Origin of the sequence: Clostridium lundense DSM 17049, from assembly GCF_000619945.1 — a bacterium.
In the GTDB taxonomy this organism is placed as follows: domain Bacteria; phylum Bacillota; class Clostridia; order Clostridiales; family Clostridiaceae; genus Clostridium_AO; species Clostridium_AO lundense.
The window spans coordinates 609326-627625 of sequence record NZ_JHVC01000001.1 but is presented as its reverse complement, the minus strand read 5'-3'; the positions used below and the strand labels follow the sequence as shown (position 1 = coordinate 627625).

18 protein-coding genes are annotated in these 18300 nt (G+C 28.7%); 1 reads left to right on the top strand and 17 read right to left on the bottom strand.

From position 1 onward, the window contains the following. Positions 1–59: 59 nt before the first annotated feature. Genes recG through T514_RS0102995 form a run of 3 tightly spaced genes read right to left on the bottom strand, consistent with a single transcriptional unit; the run spans position 60 to position 4176 of the window. Positions 60–2108, bottom strand: a complete 2049-nt coding sequence (recG, locus tag T514_RS0103005) for an ATP-dependent DNA helicase RecG (protein ID WP_027623423.1) — start codon at positions 2106–2108, stop codon at positions 60–62. 54 nt (positions 2109–2162) lie between these two features. Continuing rightward, positions 2163–3812, bottom strand: coding sequence for a DAK2 domain-containing protein (locus tag T514_RS0103000; protein WP_027623422.1), 1650 nt, complete (start codon positions 3810–3812; stop codon positions 2163–2165). Positions 3813–3825: 13 nt separating this feature from the next. Then, entirely contained in the window at positions 3826–4176 is a 351-nt protein-coding gene (locus tag T514_RS0102995) for an Asp23/Gls24 family envelope stress response protein (protein ID WP_027623421.1), read from the bottom strand. Positions 4177–4385: 209 nt separating this feature from the next. Between T514_RS0102995 and rpmB the strand changes: the two genes are divergently transcribed. Further along, entirely contained in the window at positions 4386–4577 is a 192-nt protein-coding gene (gene rpmB / locus T514_RS0102990) for a 50S ribosomal protein L28 (RefSeq protein ID WP_027623420.1), read from the top strand. Between the two features lie 184 nt (positions 4578–4761). Here the strand turns inward: rpmB and T514_RS26890 are convergent, their stop codons facing one another. From T514_RS26890 to priA, 14 genes are all read right to left on the bottom strand, one after another. Beyond that, positions 4762–4923, bottom strand: coding sequence for a hypothetical protein (locus T514_RS26890; protein ID WP_169735784.1), 162 nt, complete (start codon positions 4921–4923; stop codon positions 4762–4764). Positions 4924–5052: 129 nt separating this feature from the next. Continuing rightward, the gene (locus T514_RS0102980) at positions 5053–5625 is read right to left on the bottom strand and encodes a hypothetical protein (RefSeq protein ID WP_027623419.1); all 573 of its coding nucleotides are present in this window, start codon (positions 5623–5625) and stop codon (positions 5053–5055) included. 2 nt (positions 5626–5627) lie between these two features. Then, positions 5628–6452 (bottom strand): hypothetical protein, encoded by an 825-nt coding sequence (locus tag T514_RS0102975; protein WP_027623418.1) that lies wholly within the window; start codon positions 6450–6452, stop codon positions 5628–5630. A gap of 222 nt (positions 6453–6674) precedes the next feature. Further along, complete coding sequence (locus tag T514_RS0102970) at positions 6675–7310, bottom strand: thiamine diphosphokinase (RefSeq protein WP_027623417.1); 636 nt, start codon at positions 7308–7310, stop codon at positions 6675–6677. Next, positions 7307–7960, bottom strand: a complete 654-nt coding sequence (gene rpe / locus T514_RS0102965; RefSeq protein ID WP_027623416.1) for a ribulose-phosphate 3-epimerase — start codon at positions 7958–7960, stop codon at positions 7307–7309. The genes T514_RS0102970 and rpe overlap by 4 nt, the downstream gene beginning before the upstream one ends. Beyond that, complete coding sequence (rsgA, locus tag T514_RS0102960) at positions 7957–8823, bottom strand: ribosome small subunit-dependent GTPase A (RefSeq protein WP_027623415.1); 867 nt, start codon at positions 8821–8823, stop codon at positions 7957–7959. The genes rpe and rsgA overlap by 4 nt, the downstream gene beginning before the upstream one ends. 32 nt (positions 8824–8855) lie before the next feature. Further along, on the bottom strand, positions 8856–10709 hold the full coding sequence (pknB, locus tag T514_RS0102955) for a Stk1 family PASTA domain-containing Ser/Thr kinase (RefSeq protein ID WP_027623414.1): 1854 nt from the start codon (positions 10707–10709) through the stop codon (positions 8856–8858). Further along, positions 10684–11430 (bottom strand): Stp1/IreP family PP2C-type Ser/Thr phosphatase, encoded by a 747-nt coding sequence (locus tag T514_RS0102950; protein WP_027623413.1) that lies wholly within the window; start codon positions 11428–11430, stop codon positions 10684–10686. The genes pknB and T514_RS0102950 overlap by 26 nt, the downstream gene beginning before the upstream one ends. A gap of 4 nt (positions 11431–11434) precedes the next feature. Then, positions 11435–12481, bottom strand: coding sequence for a dual-specificity RNA methyltransferase RlmN (gene rlmN / locus T514_RS0102945; protein WP_027623412.1), 1047 nt, complete (start codon positions 12479–12481; stop codon positions 11435–11437). Between the two features lie 8 nt (positions 12482–12489). Further along, entirely contained in the window at positions 12490–13815 is a 1326-nt protein-coding gene (gene rsmB / locus T514_RS0102940; protein ID WP_027623411.1) for a 16S rRNA (cytosine(967)-C(5))-methyltransferase RsmB, read from the bottom strand. Between the two features lie 68 nt (positions 13816–13883). Further along, a complete protein-coding gene (locus T514_RS0102930) occupies positions 13884–14570 on the bottom strand; it encodes a zinc metallopeptidase (protein WP_027623410.1) in 687 nt (228 codons plus the stop codon). A 52-nt stretch (positions 14571–14622) separates the two neighbouring features. After that, a complete protein-coding gene (gene fmt, locus T514_RS0102925) occupies positions 14623–15555 on the bottom strand; it encodes a methionyl-tRNA formyltransferase (protein WP_027623409.1) in 933 nt (310 codons plus the stop codon). Positions 15556–15560: 5 nt separating this feature from the next. Then, on the bottom strand, positions 15561–16013 hold the full coding sequence (gene def, locus T514_RS0102920; RefSeq protein ID WP_027623408.1) for a peptide deformylase: 453 nt from the start codon (positions 16011–16013) through the stop codon (positions 15561–15563). 23 nt (positions 16014–16036) lie between these two features. Next, positions 16037–18238: a primosomal protein N' gene (priA, locus tag T514_RS0102915; RefSeq protein ID WP_027623407.1), complete on the bottom strand. Its 2202-nt coding sequence runs from the start codon at positions 18236–18238 to the stop codon at positions 16037–16039. Between the last annotated feature and the right edge of the window lie 62 nt (positions 18239–18300).

Here is an 18300-nt window from a genome sequence, read left to right as displayed (position 1 = left end):
TATTGCCCATTATTTTAAAATAATACTCAGGTAATTTTTTCAATTTTTCTAAGTTAGCATTAGTTAAAGCAAATATACTTTGAGTTATTTTCTATTTTCCCTACTATATATTTTAAAATTTTCTTATCTTCTTCATTATTGCTCTTTAATATATTCTTAGCTTCCATATTTGATTGCTTTAATAAATCTATGTCATCTACAATATTGCATAATATAAAACCTTCTTCTCCATGCTGCCTAAATCCAAATATTTCTCCGCTACCTCGTATTTTTAAATCCTGCTCTGCTATATAAAAACCATCATTACTATTTACCATAGTTTCCATTCTTTTTTTAGTAATAGAGTTTTTTATATTTCCTATAAGTATGCAGTAAGACTTTTCTCCTCCTCTTCCAACTCTTCCTCTTAATTGGTGCAACTGAGCAAGGCCAAATCTTTCAGCATTTTCTATTATCATTAATGTAGCATTAGGTACATTAATACCAACTTCTATTACAGTTGTAGATATAAGAACTTTAATTTCATTATTTTTAAATTTATCCATAATTTCATTTTTTTCTTTAGAAGTCATTTTTCCATGCAATATTGAAATTTCCACATTTTTAAAATACTTCTTTTTTAGTTCCTCATAAAGAGCTTCTACAGAAGTTAAATCTAAATCTACATTTTCTTCTACCAATGGACAAACCACATAAACTTGCCTTCCCTTTTGTATTTCCTTTAATGCAAAGTTATATACCCTATCCTTTTCATTTTTATTTATATAATATGTATCAATTTTTTGTCTTCCAGGAGGTAGTTCATCAATAATAGATATATCTAAATCACCATATAAATATAGAGATAAAGTTCTAGGTATTGGAGTAGCTGTCATAACAAGCACATCTATATTTTGTCCCTTATTAAACAATTTGCTTCTTTGCATTACTCCAAATCTATGCTGTTCATCGGTTATTACTAAACCTAGTTTATGAAATTCCACATCATCCTCTATTAATGCATGAGTACCTATTATTATATCTATACTTCCTTCTTTCAACTCTGTTTTTATAATTTCTTTTTCCTTTTTTGTAGTACTGCCACATAATAATTTTATATTTAAATTAAAATCTTTCAGCACCTTAGTTACTTCATTATAATGCTGCCCTGCTAATATTTCTGTAGGAGCCATCAAAACTGCCTGGCATCCATTTTTCACCACATTGAACATGGCAATTATTCCAACTATAGTTTTTCCACTACCTACATCACCTTGTACCAGTCTATTCATACATATAGGTCTTTTTTCATCAATAAGTATTTCTTTTACTACCCTACTTTGAGCACTAGTTAACTGAAATGGAAGTTTTTCTTTTAGCTCCTTAAGTTCAGGAACTATTGCATATTCAATCCCCTTATTATTCATATCTCTATATTCTTTAAGTATCAATATCTTTAATGAATAAGTAAAAAGCTCCTGAAATTTTAGCCTTCGTTTAGCTTGAAAAAGCACATTATCATTTAAAGGCTTATGTATATTTCTTATAGCACTGTCTAAAGAACAAAATTTATATTTGCTTATTATCCAGCTAGGTAAATTTTCTTCTATATGTATATTATTTAATACTTCATTTACAAACTTTGCAATAGTATTATTTTTTATATTTCCTCTTAAAGTATATATGGCCATTATATCTTTTCTACTGTCTTTTAAATTTATTTCTGTATTCTTCAATATAGTTGGATTAACCAATATTCTTTCTCCATTAAAAATATCTGTTTTACCTTTAAGCGCATAATAATTATTTATTCTAAAATAATTTTTTATATAAGGTTGATTAAACCATTTACACTTAAAAATACTATCCTCATTTTCAAATACTACATTGGATAATATTTTTCCATTTTTAGTTCTTATGTCCCTTTTTATTTCTATTACCTTACCTTTTAATATAATTTGACCTTTTTCCGTTGCATCATTTATACTGTCACAAATTAGCACTTCCTTATAATCTCTGGGAAAGTATAATAAAAGATCCATTATATTAAAAACACCACATTTATTTAAAGCTTCTAAAGTCTTTGGTCCTACACCTTTTATACAGCTAATACTACTGTATACATCCATAGTATCACTCCAAAATTAAAATTATATTAAATAAAAAAAGCCATATGGCTTTTTTTATTCTACAGAGAAAATAAAATAATATAATGGTTGTTCTCCACTATAACACTGTATATCTAACTCTTCATATTTTTCTTCTAATTCTTTTACAAATTTATTTACTTCTTCTTCATTACAATCTTTTCCATAGAATATTGTGATAAGTTCACTATCTTCCGCAACCATACTTTCTATTAAATTATTACAAACTGTAAACATATCGCTTCCTATTTCTTCTATTTTTCCTTCTTTTAATCCAAGAATATTTCCTTCTTTTATAACCTTACCATCCATTTCAGTATCTCTTACTGCATATGTAACAGAACCAGTAGCAACATTTGCAATAGCTTCCGTCATGTTATTCACATTGTCTTCTACTTCAGCTTCAATATTAAAAGCTGTAATAGAAGTTATTCCTTGAGGAATAGTTTTTGTTGGAATTACATATACATTTTTGTCTGATAATTCTGCTGCTTGAGTAGCTGCCATTATTATGTTTTTGTTATTTGGTAGCACAAATATATTTTCTGCATTTAATTTTTTAACAGCATTTAATATATCTTCTGTGCTTGGATTCATTGTTTGACCACCTTCAATAACAAAATCCACTCCTAAATCCTTAAAAATATTTTTTATGCCTTCTCCCAAAGATACAGATACGAAAGCATATTTTTTAATTTCTATATTTTCCTCAATAGAGTCATTAGCACTTTCTTCCTGATTAACTGGATATTCATCTTCTAAAATATGTCTATGCTGCTCTCTCATATTATCAATTTTTATTTTTGAAAGTGAACCTAATTTAACAGCTTTTGATAGTATAAAGCCAGGATCATTAGTATGAATATGAACTTTAACTAAACCTTCTCCACCTACTACTATCATAGAATCTCCATGAGGTTCTAGTTCTTTTTTAAATTCTTCAATATTTACTTTATCGGACATTATAAAAAATTCGGTACAGTAACCAAATTTAATATCAGTATCTCCTAAAGTTTTTGCAGCAGAAATGTTTGAGGATTTTTCTTCCCCTTTGTTTACAGTTAAAGATTTAAGATCTTTTTCTAAAACTTCTAACATTCCTTTAAGAATAATAAGAAGTCCTGCTCCACCTGCATCTACTACTTTTGCTTGTTTTAAAACTGGTAGCATTTCAGGAGTTTTATTTAAAACTATCTCACTTTGTATACATACATCATGCATAAGTTCTGTAACATTTTTAGCATTACTTTTTATTGCAGCTTCACCCGCGCCTTTAATTACAGTCAAAATAGTTCCCTCAGTTGGTCTCATTACAGCCTTATACGCTGATTTAGCACCTTCCATTATGCTATTTGCAAATTCTTCTACATTAACTTCAACTTTATTTTCTAATCCTTTAGCAATACCTCTTAGTATCTGAGATAATATTACACCTGAATTTCCCCTCGCTCCCATTAAGGCTCCTTTTGCAAGGCTTTTAGAAATTTTATCAATAGTTTCTTTTTCCATACCCTGAATTTCTGTAACTGCAGATTTAAATGTCATAGACATATTAGTTCCAGTGTCTCCATCAGGAACCGGAAATACATTTAAGGAGTTCACATATTCCTTTTGCTCTTCTAATTTATTATTAGCATTTATCACCATGTTATAAAAACTCTGCCCGTCAATATTTATGTATTCCATTTAAGTTACCTCCTTAGACTCTAACACCCTGAACGTTTACTGTAATATTTGAGATCTTTAATCCTGTATAGTTTTCCACATTATATCTAACTTTTTGTATTATATTGCTTGCAATTACAGAAATTTTAGTTCCATATTCTACAATTATATATAATTCTATAGATAGCTTATTATCCTTAGCATGGATTTTAACACCCTTACTTAGGTTCTCTCCTCTTAATAATTCCCATAATCCATCTGTAGCATTCTTGGAGGCCATTCCAACTACTCCATAGCATTCCATAGTTGATACTCCTATAATGTTACCTAATATTTCTTCAGAATAATTAATATATCCATAATCATTTGAAATGTTACCTATCATATTAACCCCTCCTTATATGTGACCTTACACATATTTTATATTAAATATAAAATTTATTCAAGGAAATATATGATAAATCTTTTAATATTAATATTCAATGTTTAAATTTTATAATATGCTTGCAAAAATTATATATTGTGTGATAAAATAATATAGGTCTAAATTGAGAAGATTTTACTCTTTTCAATTTATAAAGGAGGTGTTTTCGAATGTCAAGAAAATGTGAAGTTTGTGGAAAAGGCGTTGTAGCTGGTGTACAGTACAGTCATTCACATCGTCAATCAAAAAGAACTTGGGCGCCAAACATAAAAAAAGTTAAAGCTATAGTTGAAGGAACACCTAAAACTATACATGTTTGTACAAGATGCCTACGTTCCGGTAAGGTACAGCGTGCTATATAAAATAGGAAATGCAATTGTATCCCAATTGCATTTTTTATTTCTTAGATAGTACATAAAAAAAGACGACTTTTGTCGTCTTTTTTTATGTTCTATTTTTTTCTAAATATAAATTTTATAAAGGAAGATAAAAATTTAGGCAATTTAACAGCCATAATCTTCATAAAGCATCACCTCTATGATTTAATTATTTATATTGTTGTATTAGATACCATCCTAAATATATAAGTCCAGCTCCAACAGCTATAACCCATCCCCATATAGGGATAATAAAAGTCAGTATTATGCCTATTCCTATAGCACCTACAACATATCCAGCTATTTTTTTAAATTTACTGCACTTTCCCACAATATTATCCCTTAAAAATTACTTATGATAGTATTATATGCAGCACTCTTAAAACTGTGACACCTACTATTTATTATTTGCCTAGTTTATCTCATAATTATGATCTACAATACTCCCTATATCCTAAACCTAAGCATCACTTGATTCCCCTAATTCTGATTTTGATCTTCTAAACAACATTGCAATAGATATCATTATAATTAATTTTATTATGCAGAAAACAACTATAACAAAATTAAAATCCTGAGAAATATTTAAAGAAAAAGGCATATAGAATAACATAAGTATCTCTATACCCAAATAAAACCTCCAACGAGTTTCAGTACTTTCTTTTAACTCATCAAATCCTCTTTCTATTGAAATATAATAAATTCCTTTACATATAATATAGATCAAATAAATGCTAATAATCATAACTATTGTTCCAATAAGCATTCCCAAAAAATTTGGACTTTGATATTCGCCTGATAAAAGATTATTTTTATCAGTATGAATTATATCATTTAAAGTAAGTATAGTTAAAATCATTGCTGGAATTTTACCTTTTTTATAAATCTCATGCTGCTTTTCCAGTATATTTAATGCTGAATAAATCAACATATACCCTATAAAGTTTGGCAAAATATTAATAGTTCCTAGGTTTATATCAAAAATTATAAATATCATGCCCCAAAATAATTTATTATATCCTAAAGCATACATTCTTACTTCCTCTCCTTATCATTGATTAAAGAATTAACATCAATCTCATCTAAGAATTGAGGACAATAGTTAACATAACGTGAATAGAATACTTTGCTTTCTTTAGAATCCCCAATAATAATATTCAGTGGAAATCTATATAAATAGTTTTTTCTTATATCATCCTTATTAAATTTGAATTTATATTTAATGTCTAATTTATCTCCTGTTTTCAATGTTATAGGAAATTTAATATTCTTTAATGATTCTTTATTTACCTGTAATATATCATTTGTGATCTCAGGGAATTTTGAGCAAATAGCTTTTATTTTTATATTCTTATCTATAATAAAGGAATCATACCCACTACTACTATCTGAATATGAACTCTTACGAGTAAATAAAACATCTTTTCCTTCATTATCACTACATAGATATATTTTGCCTATATCCACATTCATAACCCTACCACTAGAAAATTCTACTTTTACATTAGTAATAACCTTATTTTCATATTTCTCTAAAATTTTTGCTGAATCATCCTTATAAATATTTATACCTACACTCTTCATTTGGTAATATCGCTTGTTGGTATTATCACTATACTTATAAAACTCTATATGTTCCTCCCCAACTTCGGGAAATACAATATTATTTATATTTTCTTTAGAATTTATGTTTTCAATATAGTATAATTTAAAATCACTATTTTCTTTTGTAATATGGTAATAATGCTTAAGAAATATAGGCTCTTTTAATACATGTTTTTTATAGTAAAAGACATTTCCTACCCAAGTAATTATCAACAATACTATTCCTATAGCTGCATGTTTTTTATTTAAACTCATAACATACCCCTTCCCCCTATTATATACCTTAATTATAGCATTAAATCATGGATAAATATGTAATTTAATTTTATGCAAAAAAAATAATAAAGAATAAATATTATCAATACAAAATACTTTTACAAGATTGTTATTTATTCTTTATTATTTAAGCTTTTCTGCAGCTTAGTGAAAAAAAGCCTTCTTTATTCTTCAATTTTCATTATTAACTATTAACTTTCGTTAGTCTTTACTTTGTATTACTAATAAAAGTCCTTCTCTAAAGTCTATTGTAGCACTATCTTCCAGAATTTCATTAGATACTCCCAAAGATTCTCCTAATCTTAAGTTGTAATCTTTTAAAGGATATTTAGCTCCTGTTATAGTTATACCTTTTACACCTCCACCATAACCAATCAAGGAAAAGTATGTATATCCTTCTTTTTCTATGGTGATAGGCTCATCCACTAATCTTATTAAATTATTTTCATCTCTAATGTAACATTTTACTCCTAACTCCAAACATGTAAGTAATAATCCTATATTTCCCAACATATGATCTATTCTACTACCTGTACAACCTAAAAATCCGATTTCTTTTGCACCTAATTCCACAGCTTTTTCCAACGCACCGTAGGAATCAGTGAAATCTTTTTCGGCGGGAAACTTTTCTATTGTTACATTTTCATTTTCATAATACTTTAATATTTTCTCGTCTATAGAATCAAAATCTCCAAGCATTACATTTGGTTTTATCCTATATTCATATAATATATTAGCACCACTATCCGCAGAAATTAATATATTACACTTCCGTATCTCTTCCTTAATTAAGTCATAAGGTGGAGGATTTCCTCCTGAAAGTACTAGTGCCTTCATTTTATAGCCTCTTTTAAATTCATAATATTTTCTTTTATATCCCCATTTTTAAATACTGCAGATCCTGCTACTATAAACTCTGCCCCACTTTCCACCACTTCTTTTATATTATGTATATCTATTCCTCCATCTACTTCAATAATAAGGTTCTTATTATACTTCTCTTTTAGTTCATTAACTTCTTTTATTTTATTGAGAGCATAACTTATATATTTTTGTCCTCCAAAGCCTGGATTTACAGACATTATTAACACCATATCTAAGGAAGGTATTACATCCTTTAATACACTTACTGGAGTGCCTGGATTTAACGCTACAGCAGCTTTTACTCCAAAACTTTTAATATAATTTATAGTTCTATCTATATGTTTATCTGCTTCATAATGGATTGTAATTATATCTGCTCCTGCCTTTACAAAGTCCTCAATATATCTTCCTGGTTCCTCTATCATCAAATGTACATCAAAAGGTAACTTTGTAACTTTTCTTATACTTTTTATTACTGGAATTCCAAAGGATATATTAGGAACAAACATTCCATCCATTACATCTATGTGTATTACATCTGCATTACATACTTCTAATGCTTTAACCTCTTCTCCTAATTTTGAAAAATCTGCTGATAATATTGATGGTGCTATTTTTATCACTTGTTATTCCTCCCTTTTGTCTTTTCTTCTATAACTCTAATGTAAAAATCATATCTCTTTTTATGAATTTTTCCTTCCTCTACAGCTTCCTTTACAGCACACTTAGGCTCTTTATAATGAAGACATCCTGTAAATTTGCATCCATAAGCATACTGTAAAATCTCTGGGAAACACGATTGAACATCCTCTTTTTCTATAAAATCAGTATTTAAAGATGAAAATCCTGGAGTGTCAACTAAAAAGCCTTCTTCCACTTCTATAAGTTCACTATGCCTTGTAGTATGCTTTCCTCTTTTTAGCTTTTCGCTTATATTTCCTGTTTCCATGATATCTCTTCCTGCTAAATTATTCAAAATAGTAGACTTTCCTACTCCTGATGGCCCACAAAGTACTGTAACATTATCTTTTAACTTTTCCCTAATTTCATCAATGCCAATACCTTGTTTTGCATTTAGAAATATACATTCATAACCCGCACTTTTAATCATAGAAACTACTTCTTCCATTTGTGGATCTTCAAGTAAATCTGTTTTATTAAAACAAACTACTGCTTTTATATCATTATATTCGCAAAGCATTATAAACCTATTTAATAAATCTTCATTAATATCAGGATTTCTAAGAGCAAATACTACTAAAGCCTGTGTTATATTTGCTACTGAAGGTCTAATAAGCATATTATGCCTTTCATATATTTTATCTATTGTTCCTTTCCCATTATTTACTGTAATTTGTACCTTATCACCTACCATAGGGGTAAGTTCATTGTGCCTGAACTTACCCCTAGCTTTACATTCTATAACTTCATCTTCAACTTTAACATAATAAAATCCACCTATACCTTTTACAATAATACCTTGCATAATACCTCCTGGTTATAAACAACTAACTTATTTTATTGATTATTTTTTGTACCTGTGCTATTTTGTTGATTTTCATTATTATTTTTATTTTCATCATTTTTATTGCCGTTAGTGCTAGTATCTCCCTCTGTGTTTCCATCATTAGGTTTATTGCCATCTTCGTTTCCTTCATTAGGCTTTTCTTCTTTATATACATAATAAGTTACATTAACTGCTGTACCCTCTGTTACCTTGGTGTTACCTTCTATATTTTGTTCAAATATCTTTCCATCTAAGCTCTTATCTGAAGTTTCTACTGACTTTGATGTTCCTAATTTTAAATTTGAATTAGAGAGTAAAGTTCTAGCTTCCTCTAAAGTTTTACCATTTAAACTTGGTACTGTAGCATATGTTATTTTAGGTCCTTTACTTATTACTACATCTACAGAAGAATTGGCTTCTACTTTATTATCCTTATCCGGGCTTTGGCTTATTACACAATTCTTAGCTATATTATCATCATATGCCTCTGTAACATTTCCAAGTTTTAAATTGTATCTCTTTAAAATATCTTTAGCCACTTCTAAATCTATAGTTTTTAAATCTGGAACTATTTGTTTATCCACACCAGAACTAACTATTACTCTAACCTCGGAATTAGCTTTTACTTGAGTACCTGAATTTGGAAAACAACTTATTACAGTACCTTCTGCTCTATCGCTTTTTTCAGTGCTACCAACTACAAACTTTAAATTCTTCTCTTCTACTAATTTTTTTGCTTCCTCTTTACTTTTTCCAACTATATCAGGTATAGTTACCGTCTGAGCTGAAGCTTTTCCATTAGGTGATATTTTATTGTATATAATATACCCTGAAGCAAATCCTACAGCTATTACAAGTATTATTGCCGTAGCTATAGCTATCATTTTCTTCTTTTTATTATCTATAGATCCCTTTTCAAATTCCTCTTCTTCAAAATCATCTTCATCAATATATTCATCTTCATTATTATTCTTAGTTTTTACCTTTACAGCATCCATTATTTGTGTTCTATCATCATAATAGTTAGGAACTTTTACATCTACTTCTTCATTATTTTTTACCTTATCTAAATCTTCAAGTAGACTTTTGATATCTTGGTACCTTCTAATAGGTTCTTTTTCTATACACTTTAAAATTACACTATTAAAATTACTTGGAAGAGATAAATTTAATTGTATAGGTGGTACTACTGGTTCTTGTATATGTTTCAATGCTACAGATACAGGGCTATCTGCATCATATGGTACTCTCCCTGTAACCATCTCATACATAACTATACCCAAAGAATATATATCAGTTCTACAATCTACAAAACTACCCTTTGCCTGTTCTGGAGAAAAATAGTGTGCAGATCCGATCACTTTATCTGTATTTGTTATAGTCACTGAATTAGCAGCCTTAGCTATGCCAAAATCAGTAACCTTTACTATGCCTTCTTCTGTAACTAAAATGTTATGAGGCTTAATATCTCTATGTATAATATTATTTCTATGGGCACATTGCAGTGCTTTTGCTATTTGTATAGCTATATTTACTGATTCTTCAACTTCTAATCTATTTTTTAATCTAATAACCTCTTTTAAGGTTCTTCCTTTTACATATTCCATAACTATATAATTTATTTCATCTTGAGAACCTACATCGTATATATTAACTATATTATTATCTGAAAGACTAGCTGCTGCTGTTGCCTCTCTTTTAAATTTTTCAACAAATTGACTATCTCTAGAAAACTCTTCTTTTAACACTTTAACAGCCACATATCTGTTAAGGAGATGACATCTTGCCTTATATACTTCTGCCATGCCACCTTCTCCAATTTTCTCTAAGAGTTCATATCTATTTCCCAGTAAAGTACCTATCATCTTTACACTCTCCTTCAACTACAATAACTGATATATTATCTCTCCCACCTTTTTTCTTGCTTAATTCTACAAGAAGTCTACAGGATTCTTCATTGCTATTTTTCATTATTATATCATACATTTCTTTTGGAGTAACATCATTAGTTAACCCATCCGAACATAATATCACTTTTTCTATATCATTTAAGTTTAACGTAAAAGTGTCCACTTCTACAGTGGCATAAGTACCTAATGCTCTTGTTATAATATTTTTATTAGGATGGCAAAGAGCTTCCTCTTCTGTTATACTTCCATTATCCAACAACTGTTGTACTAAAGAATGATCCTTAGTTATCTTTTTTATTTTATCATCCTTACTAATAACATAACAGCTACTATCTCCAACATTAGCTATAACAACTTCTTTCTCCCTTATAAGGCAAGCAGTTAATGTAGTTCCCATTCCATCCATTTTATTATTCTTCTTACTTAATTCATATATTTTTTCATTAGCATACCTAATAGCATTTTCTAATTCTATTTCTAACTCTTTAAAATTAGTATTCTTTTTAAAATATTCTATAACACTATCCACTGCAAGTTTACTTGCTACTTCTCCAGCATTATGTCCACCCATTCCATCTGCTATGACATAAATACCTATATTATTATCAACATAGTAACCAACAGAGTCTTCATTAATTGGCCTGTAATTTCCTACATCTGATAATATACCCACCATAATATTACACCTCTTTAATTTTATTTTTATCTTCTAAATAGCTCCTTCTAAGTTGACCACATGCAGCTTCAATATCTGCTCCCATTTCTCTTCTAATAGTAGTTTCTATGCCATTTCTTAATAATATATTACTAAATTTTTTAACGTCCTCTGGTGAAGATTTTCTTAGAGCATTTTCTTTAATTTCATTTACTGGAATTAAATTAACATGGCAAAGCATTCCTTTTAATATTGAAGATAATTCTTCTGCATGTTCAATTCCATCGTTTACTCCTTTTACAAGAGCATATTCAAAGGTTATTCTTCTGTTGGTTTTTTCTATATAATATCTACAGGCTTTTAATAATTCCTCTATAGTATATTTATAAGCAATAGGCATTATATTTTTTCTCATTTCATCATTTGGTGCGTGTAGTGATATTGCTAATGTAATCTGAAAATTTTTATCTGCTAACTCTATTATTTTAGGTACAACTCCACAAGTTGATAAAGTAATATGTCTTTGTCCTATATTGAGACCATTAGGTGAATTAACAATTTCTAAAAACTTTAATATGTTTTCAAAATTATCTAAAGGCTCACCACTGCCCATCATAACAATATTTGATATTCTTTCTTTGGTCTCTCTTCCAGCTACTAAAATTTCTCCTAATATTTCTCCAGGGGTAAGATTTCTAACCATCCCCCCTAGGGTAGAAGCACAAAATTTGCATCCCATTCTGCATCCAACTTGAGTTGATACACATATAGAATTGCCATGTTTATATTTCATAACTACAGATTCTATTATATTACCATCTTTATACTTAAACAAAAACTTAAATGTGTCTCCATCCTTGGATTTACATTGCTTTACTACTTCTGGTAAACTAAAATAAAAATTATCCTTTAATTTTTGTTTTGTCACCAAAGGCAAATTTTTCATATCATCAAAATTATAAATTCCCTTATAAATCCAATCAAATACCTGTTTACTCCTAAAAACGCTTTCTCCATTTTCTTTCATCCAAAACTTAAGTTCTTCTAAAGTATAATCTAAAATATTTTTCATAAAAACACCTACCGAATTTTTCTTAGTTTTGCTATAAAAAATCCATCCATACTATCATTAGGTAGTACAGTTACTGTCCCTAGATCATTATAGATTAAATTATCTAAATTACCATAGAATACTGGCTCAACTTTAAACTCCGGAAATTTATCTATAAACCACTTTATATTTTCTTCATTTTCTTCTTTATTTAAAGTACATGTGGAATATAAAATTATCCCGCTATCATTTATGTATCTAGCAGCATTTATTAGTATTTTTCTTTGAACTTCTACTATAGACTTAAGATCCTTTATATTCTTTGTATATTTTATTTCTGGTTTCTTTCTTATTATTCCTAATCCTGAGCAAGGAACATCAATTAATACTCTATCTGCTTTTTTTTCAAATTTATTATTATATATTGTTGCATCCATGGTATCTAATAAAATATTTTTTATCCCTAATCTATCAGCATTTTCTTTTATTAAAGACAACTTATTTTCATGAATATCAAAAGCTAAAACTTTTCCTGTATTATTCATAATCTCACAAATATGAGTAGTTTTCCCTCCAGGTGCACTACACAAATCAAGTACCATCATATTTTCCTGTAAATCCATAGTAGGAGCTACAAGCATAGCACTTTCATCCTGAACTGTTATGAAACCTTCTTTAAAAATTGGATTTTTTTCTATATTTCTACCTCTAATTATTTTAATTGCTTCAGGACATATTAATCCTTCCTCAATATTATAATTATTTTCTAATAACTTTTCCCATACTTCTTCAAAATTTCCTTTTAAATTATTCACCCTAACAGTAACACTAGGGACTATATTTAAGCCTCTTAATATCTTTTCTGTTGTTTCTAATCCATATTGTTTAGAAAATAATTTTACCATCCATTTTGGGAAAGAATATTCAAATGAAATTTTATCAATTTCATTTCCTTTGCAATAATTTATATTTTCACTCCTTAGGTAATTTCTTAAAACACCGTTTATTAGTTTAGAAGCTCCTTTGGACTTGTTTTTTCCTAATTCAACACATTCATTTACTGCAGCAAAAGCTGGTATTTTATCTAAATATTTTATCTGATAAATTCCCATCCTTAATATATTCAATACATAATTATCTAATTTTTTTATTCCATTTTTTAAATGATAATCAAGAATTTTATCTATAGTATACTTATATTTAATTGTACCATAAACTATCTCTGTAACTAAAGCTTTATCTTTATCCTGAAGATTATATCCATTAAGTTTATTATTTATTACTATATTAGAGTAAGCATTTTTATTAAACACTTCTTCTAGGATATCTAAAGCTACTTCTCTACTGTTTTCCATATGCCACCTCAATTTTTATATCTATAGGAAAGTTGTATGCTAAATAAACATACAGCTCTCCTAGAACCTTAATCATCTCTTCTACTATTGCTTAAAATAACGAGTCTTAATAATTGTGCAATTGCAGTAATAGCTGCCGCTACATACGTCATGGCTGCAGCTTTTAATACATTTCTTGCACCATTTACTTCTTCTCCTAATAAAATTCCTCTATTCTCTAAAACAGCTAAAGCCCTATTAGAAGCATTAAACTCTACTGGTAATGTTATAAGCTGAAATATAACCACTCCTAAAAATAATATAATTCCTATATTTAATAGTTTAGATAATCCAAAAAAGAATCCTAAGAAAAATATTATCCAAGATGCATTGGATCCAAAATTAACTATTGGTACTATGGAATTTCTTATTATTAGTGGAGAATATCTTTCTTGATGTTGAAAAGCATGCCCCGTTTCATGAGCCGCTACTCCTATGGCTGCTATAGAAGATCCATAATAAACATCTGAAGAAAGTCTCATTACCCTATTTTGAGGATCATAGTGATCCGTTAATTTACCATTGACTATTTCCACAGGCACATCAAAAAGTCCATGGCTATCAAGAAGATTTCTTGCTACCTGTGCTCCTGTATAACCATTTATAGCATTTATTCTAGAGTATTTATTGAATGTACTTGTAATTTTCATCTGTGCCCATGCTGATATAATTAGGGCAGGAATTAAAACTATAATACTGCTATTCCAATAGAACATATAATCACTCCTACTCTTAACTTTTCAATAATCAAGCTATTTTCCAAACAGATTAGCTTGTGAAAATATCTCCCTTATCTATAGTATTACCTTTAATATAATCCTCTACATACATAGGTTTCTTGGAAGGAAATTGTATTTTTTTAATAAGTAAAACACCTGAAGCCGTAGCTACTTTAATTCCTTTTTTTGATACATTTATAATAGATCCTGGTTTTGAATTAGTATTTTCGTTTAAAACTTCTGCCTCGTATATTTTCATTACTTCGCCATTATAATTTGTAAAAGCTACAGGAAATGGGTTTAATCCTCTGATTAAATTATTTATTTGCTTGCTATCCTTATTCCAATCTATTCTTCCTGTCTCTTTACTTAACATAGATGCATAACATGATTTTTCATCTTCTTGTTTAGTTCTCTTAATTGTACCATCAACTATTCCTTTAATAGTATTTAAAAGAAGTTCTCCTCCCTGTTTCATGAGTATATCATGAAGTTCTCCTGCTGTCATACTATCTGTAACCTGCACTTCACTTTTAAGTAACATATCTCCAGTGTCTAATCCTTCATCCATAAACATTGTAGTATTTCCTGTTACCTTTTCACCATTTACTATAACCCAATTAATTGGTGCTGCTCCTCTATACTTTGGAAGAAGTGATGCATGAAGATTAATACATCCGTATTTAGGTATATCCAATATTTCTTTCGAAAGAATCTGTCCATAAGCCACTACTATAATGAAATCTGGGTTCATACTTTTTAGTTCTTCTATATTCTCTCTGCTCTTCTTTAAATTTTCAGGCTGAAAAACCTTTATATTATGTTTTACTGCCACTTCCTTCACTTCTGACATAGCTAATTTTTTTCCTCTTCCCTTCGGTCTATCTGGTTGAGTAAAAACAGCTTCTACACCAAATTCATCAATAAGTGCTTCCAAAGATGGAACAGCAAATTCTGGTGTTCCCATGAATACAATTTTCATATATATTATTCTTCCTCCTTTGATATAATTTTGTCCACAAATAATATTCCATTTAAGTGATCTATTTCGTGACAAAGTGCTCTAGCAAGTAATTCTTCTCCTTCTACAATTATTTCTTTTCCTTCTCTATTTAAAGCTTTAACCTTAACTCTATATGGTCTTTCTACTTCTCCTTGTTCACCTGGAATACTCAAACATCCTTCCTCATCAATATAAGAGCCTTCTGTCTCCAATATTTCAGGATTTATTAAAAATAATGGACCTTCTCCAATGTCTATAACTACAACTCTCTTAAGAATTCCTACCTGAGGTGCAGCAAGACCTACTCCATTATTTTCATACATAGTTTCTAACATATCATCTAATAAAGTATTTATTCTACCATCTATTTTTTCAACAGTTCTGCTTTTCTTTCTTAATAAATCATCACCATATTTTCTTATATTTCTTAACGCCATTATATTTATACCTCCAATATATTTTATATTAAACTTAAAGGATTAACATCCATACTTACCCTAATATGATTATATACCTCTTTTAAGGTTTCATAAATTCTATCTCTTATATACTTTTTTAATTCTAATTCCATATCCCCTTTTATTATTATTTGCCACCTATAATTATTTTTAATTTTTGATATTTCACAAGGACATGGTCCTAATATCTCTATTTTATCATTATTTTTCAAAATGTCTTTTAAAATTATACCAACATTTTGTATATTTTTTATTAATAAGTCCTCATTTTCACTGCTCATATTTATAAGCATAATTTGTGAGAATGGTGGATAATTCATTATATTTCTTAAATTTATCTCTTCATTATAAAATCCTAGATAATTGTTATCTGAAGCAGAAATAATGCTATAACTTTCAGGATTATAGGTTTGAACTACTACAGTACCTTCTTTTTTACCTCTTCCAGCTCTTCCTGAAACTTGGGTTATAAGTTGAAAAGTTCTCTCTGACGCCCTAAAGTCTGGTAAATTTAATGATAAATCTGCAGCTATTACTCCAACCAAAGTAACATTATGAAAATCTAATCCTTTAGCAATCATCTGAGTTCCTATTAAAATATCAGCTTTACCTTCTTTAAATGTATTATATATATATTCATAAGAATTCTTCTTTCTTGTAGTATCAAAATCCATTCTCAAAGTTTTAGCCTGAGGAAAATATTTTTTTATTTCTTCCTGAACTCTTTCAGTACCCACTCCAAAATACTTTACATAATTACTTCCGCATTTAGGACATAATTTTGGAACCTTTTGCCTACTACCACAATAGTGACAAATTAAAGAATCTCCTAAATTATGATAAGTCAATGATATATCACAATTGTTGCATTTAAAAACATATCCGCATTTTCTACAAGATACAAAAGTAGAAAAACCTCTTCTATTTAAAAATAAAATTATCTGTTCTTTTTTATTCAATCTATTTTCAATTTCTTCAAATAACTTTTTACTAAAAATAGATCTATTGTTATTTGCAAGTTCCTCTCTCATATCTACTATTTGTATCCGAGGCATATTTGCTCCATCAGCTCTATTATTTAAAGTTATAAGTTCAAATTCACTATTATTGCATCTGTAATAGGTTTCAATAGATGGAGTGGCTGATCCTAGAACTAACTTACAATTATGTAACTCAGTTTTAATTTCACCAATTTCTCTAGCATTATATTTAGGATCACTATCAGATTTATAACTTCCTTCATGTTCTTCATCAATAACTATAAGTCCTAAATTTTCAAACGGAAGAAATATTGCAGATCTAGCTCCTATAGCTACTTTAACCTTTCCTTCTTTTACTCTTAACCATTCATCAAGTCTTTCTCCATCAGAGAGTTTACTATGAAATACAGTTATATCCTTTCCAAATCGCCCTTTAAACCTCTCTACCATTTGAGGTGTTAAAGATATTTCAGGTACAAGTATAATAGATTCCTTTCCTTGATCCATCATTTTTTGAACTAAATTCATGTATATCTCTGTTTTACCACTACCGGTAACTCCATGAATTAAGAATTTCTTTTCATGACAATTAAGTATTTTATTCACAGCATTTTTCTGTTCTTCATTTAATTCTTTCTTTTCGTAAGATAAATATTCTCTATCATTATATCTATTAACAATAGATTCTTGCTGAATTAAAAATTTATGTTTAAGCATAGTATTTATGGAAGATAAAGAAACTTGAAAATTCTTACTTAAATGAGTCTTAGTAAACTTACCATTATTGGCTTTAACTATATTATATATACTTTGATAAGGTTCCTTATCAAACTTATCATCTAATAGTTTCCCTGTAAATATTAAAACTTCTTTTTTATTTTTCATACCTTTAAATAAAGCTGAAGGTATAATAGTTTTTATACATTCCATATAAGTACAAAGGTACTTCTCCTTCATTTGATCTATAAGTATTAAGTTTTCCTGAGTTAATAAAGGAAACTCATTAAATATACTATAAATTTTTTTCATTCTCTTTATATTTTCTACATTCTCATAAAGTTCTATAACAAAGCCATCTATCTTTTTGTTGCCTAATCCAAATGGTACTAATACTCTACTTCCTACTTTTATTTTTTCTATAAGATTTTCAGGTATCTCGTATGTAAAAAGTCTATCTAGCTGTATAGAGTTGCTATTTATTATAACCCCTGCGTATTTATACACTTAATCACCCTTCAATTTGCTATTATACTAAATAAAAGAGGCGTATTTGCAGATTTAATGCG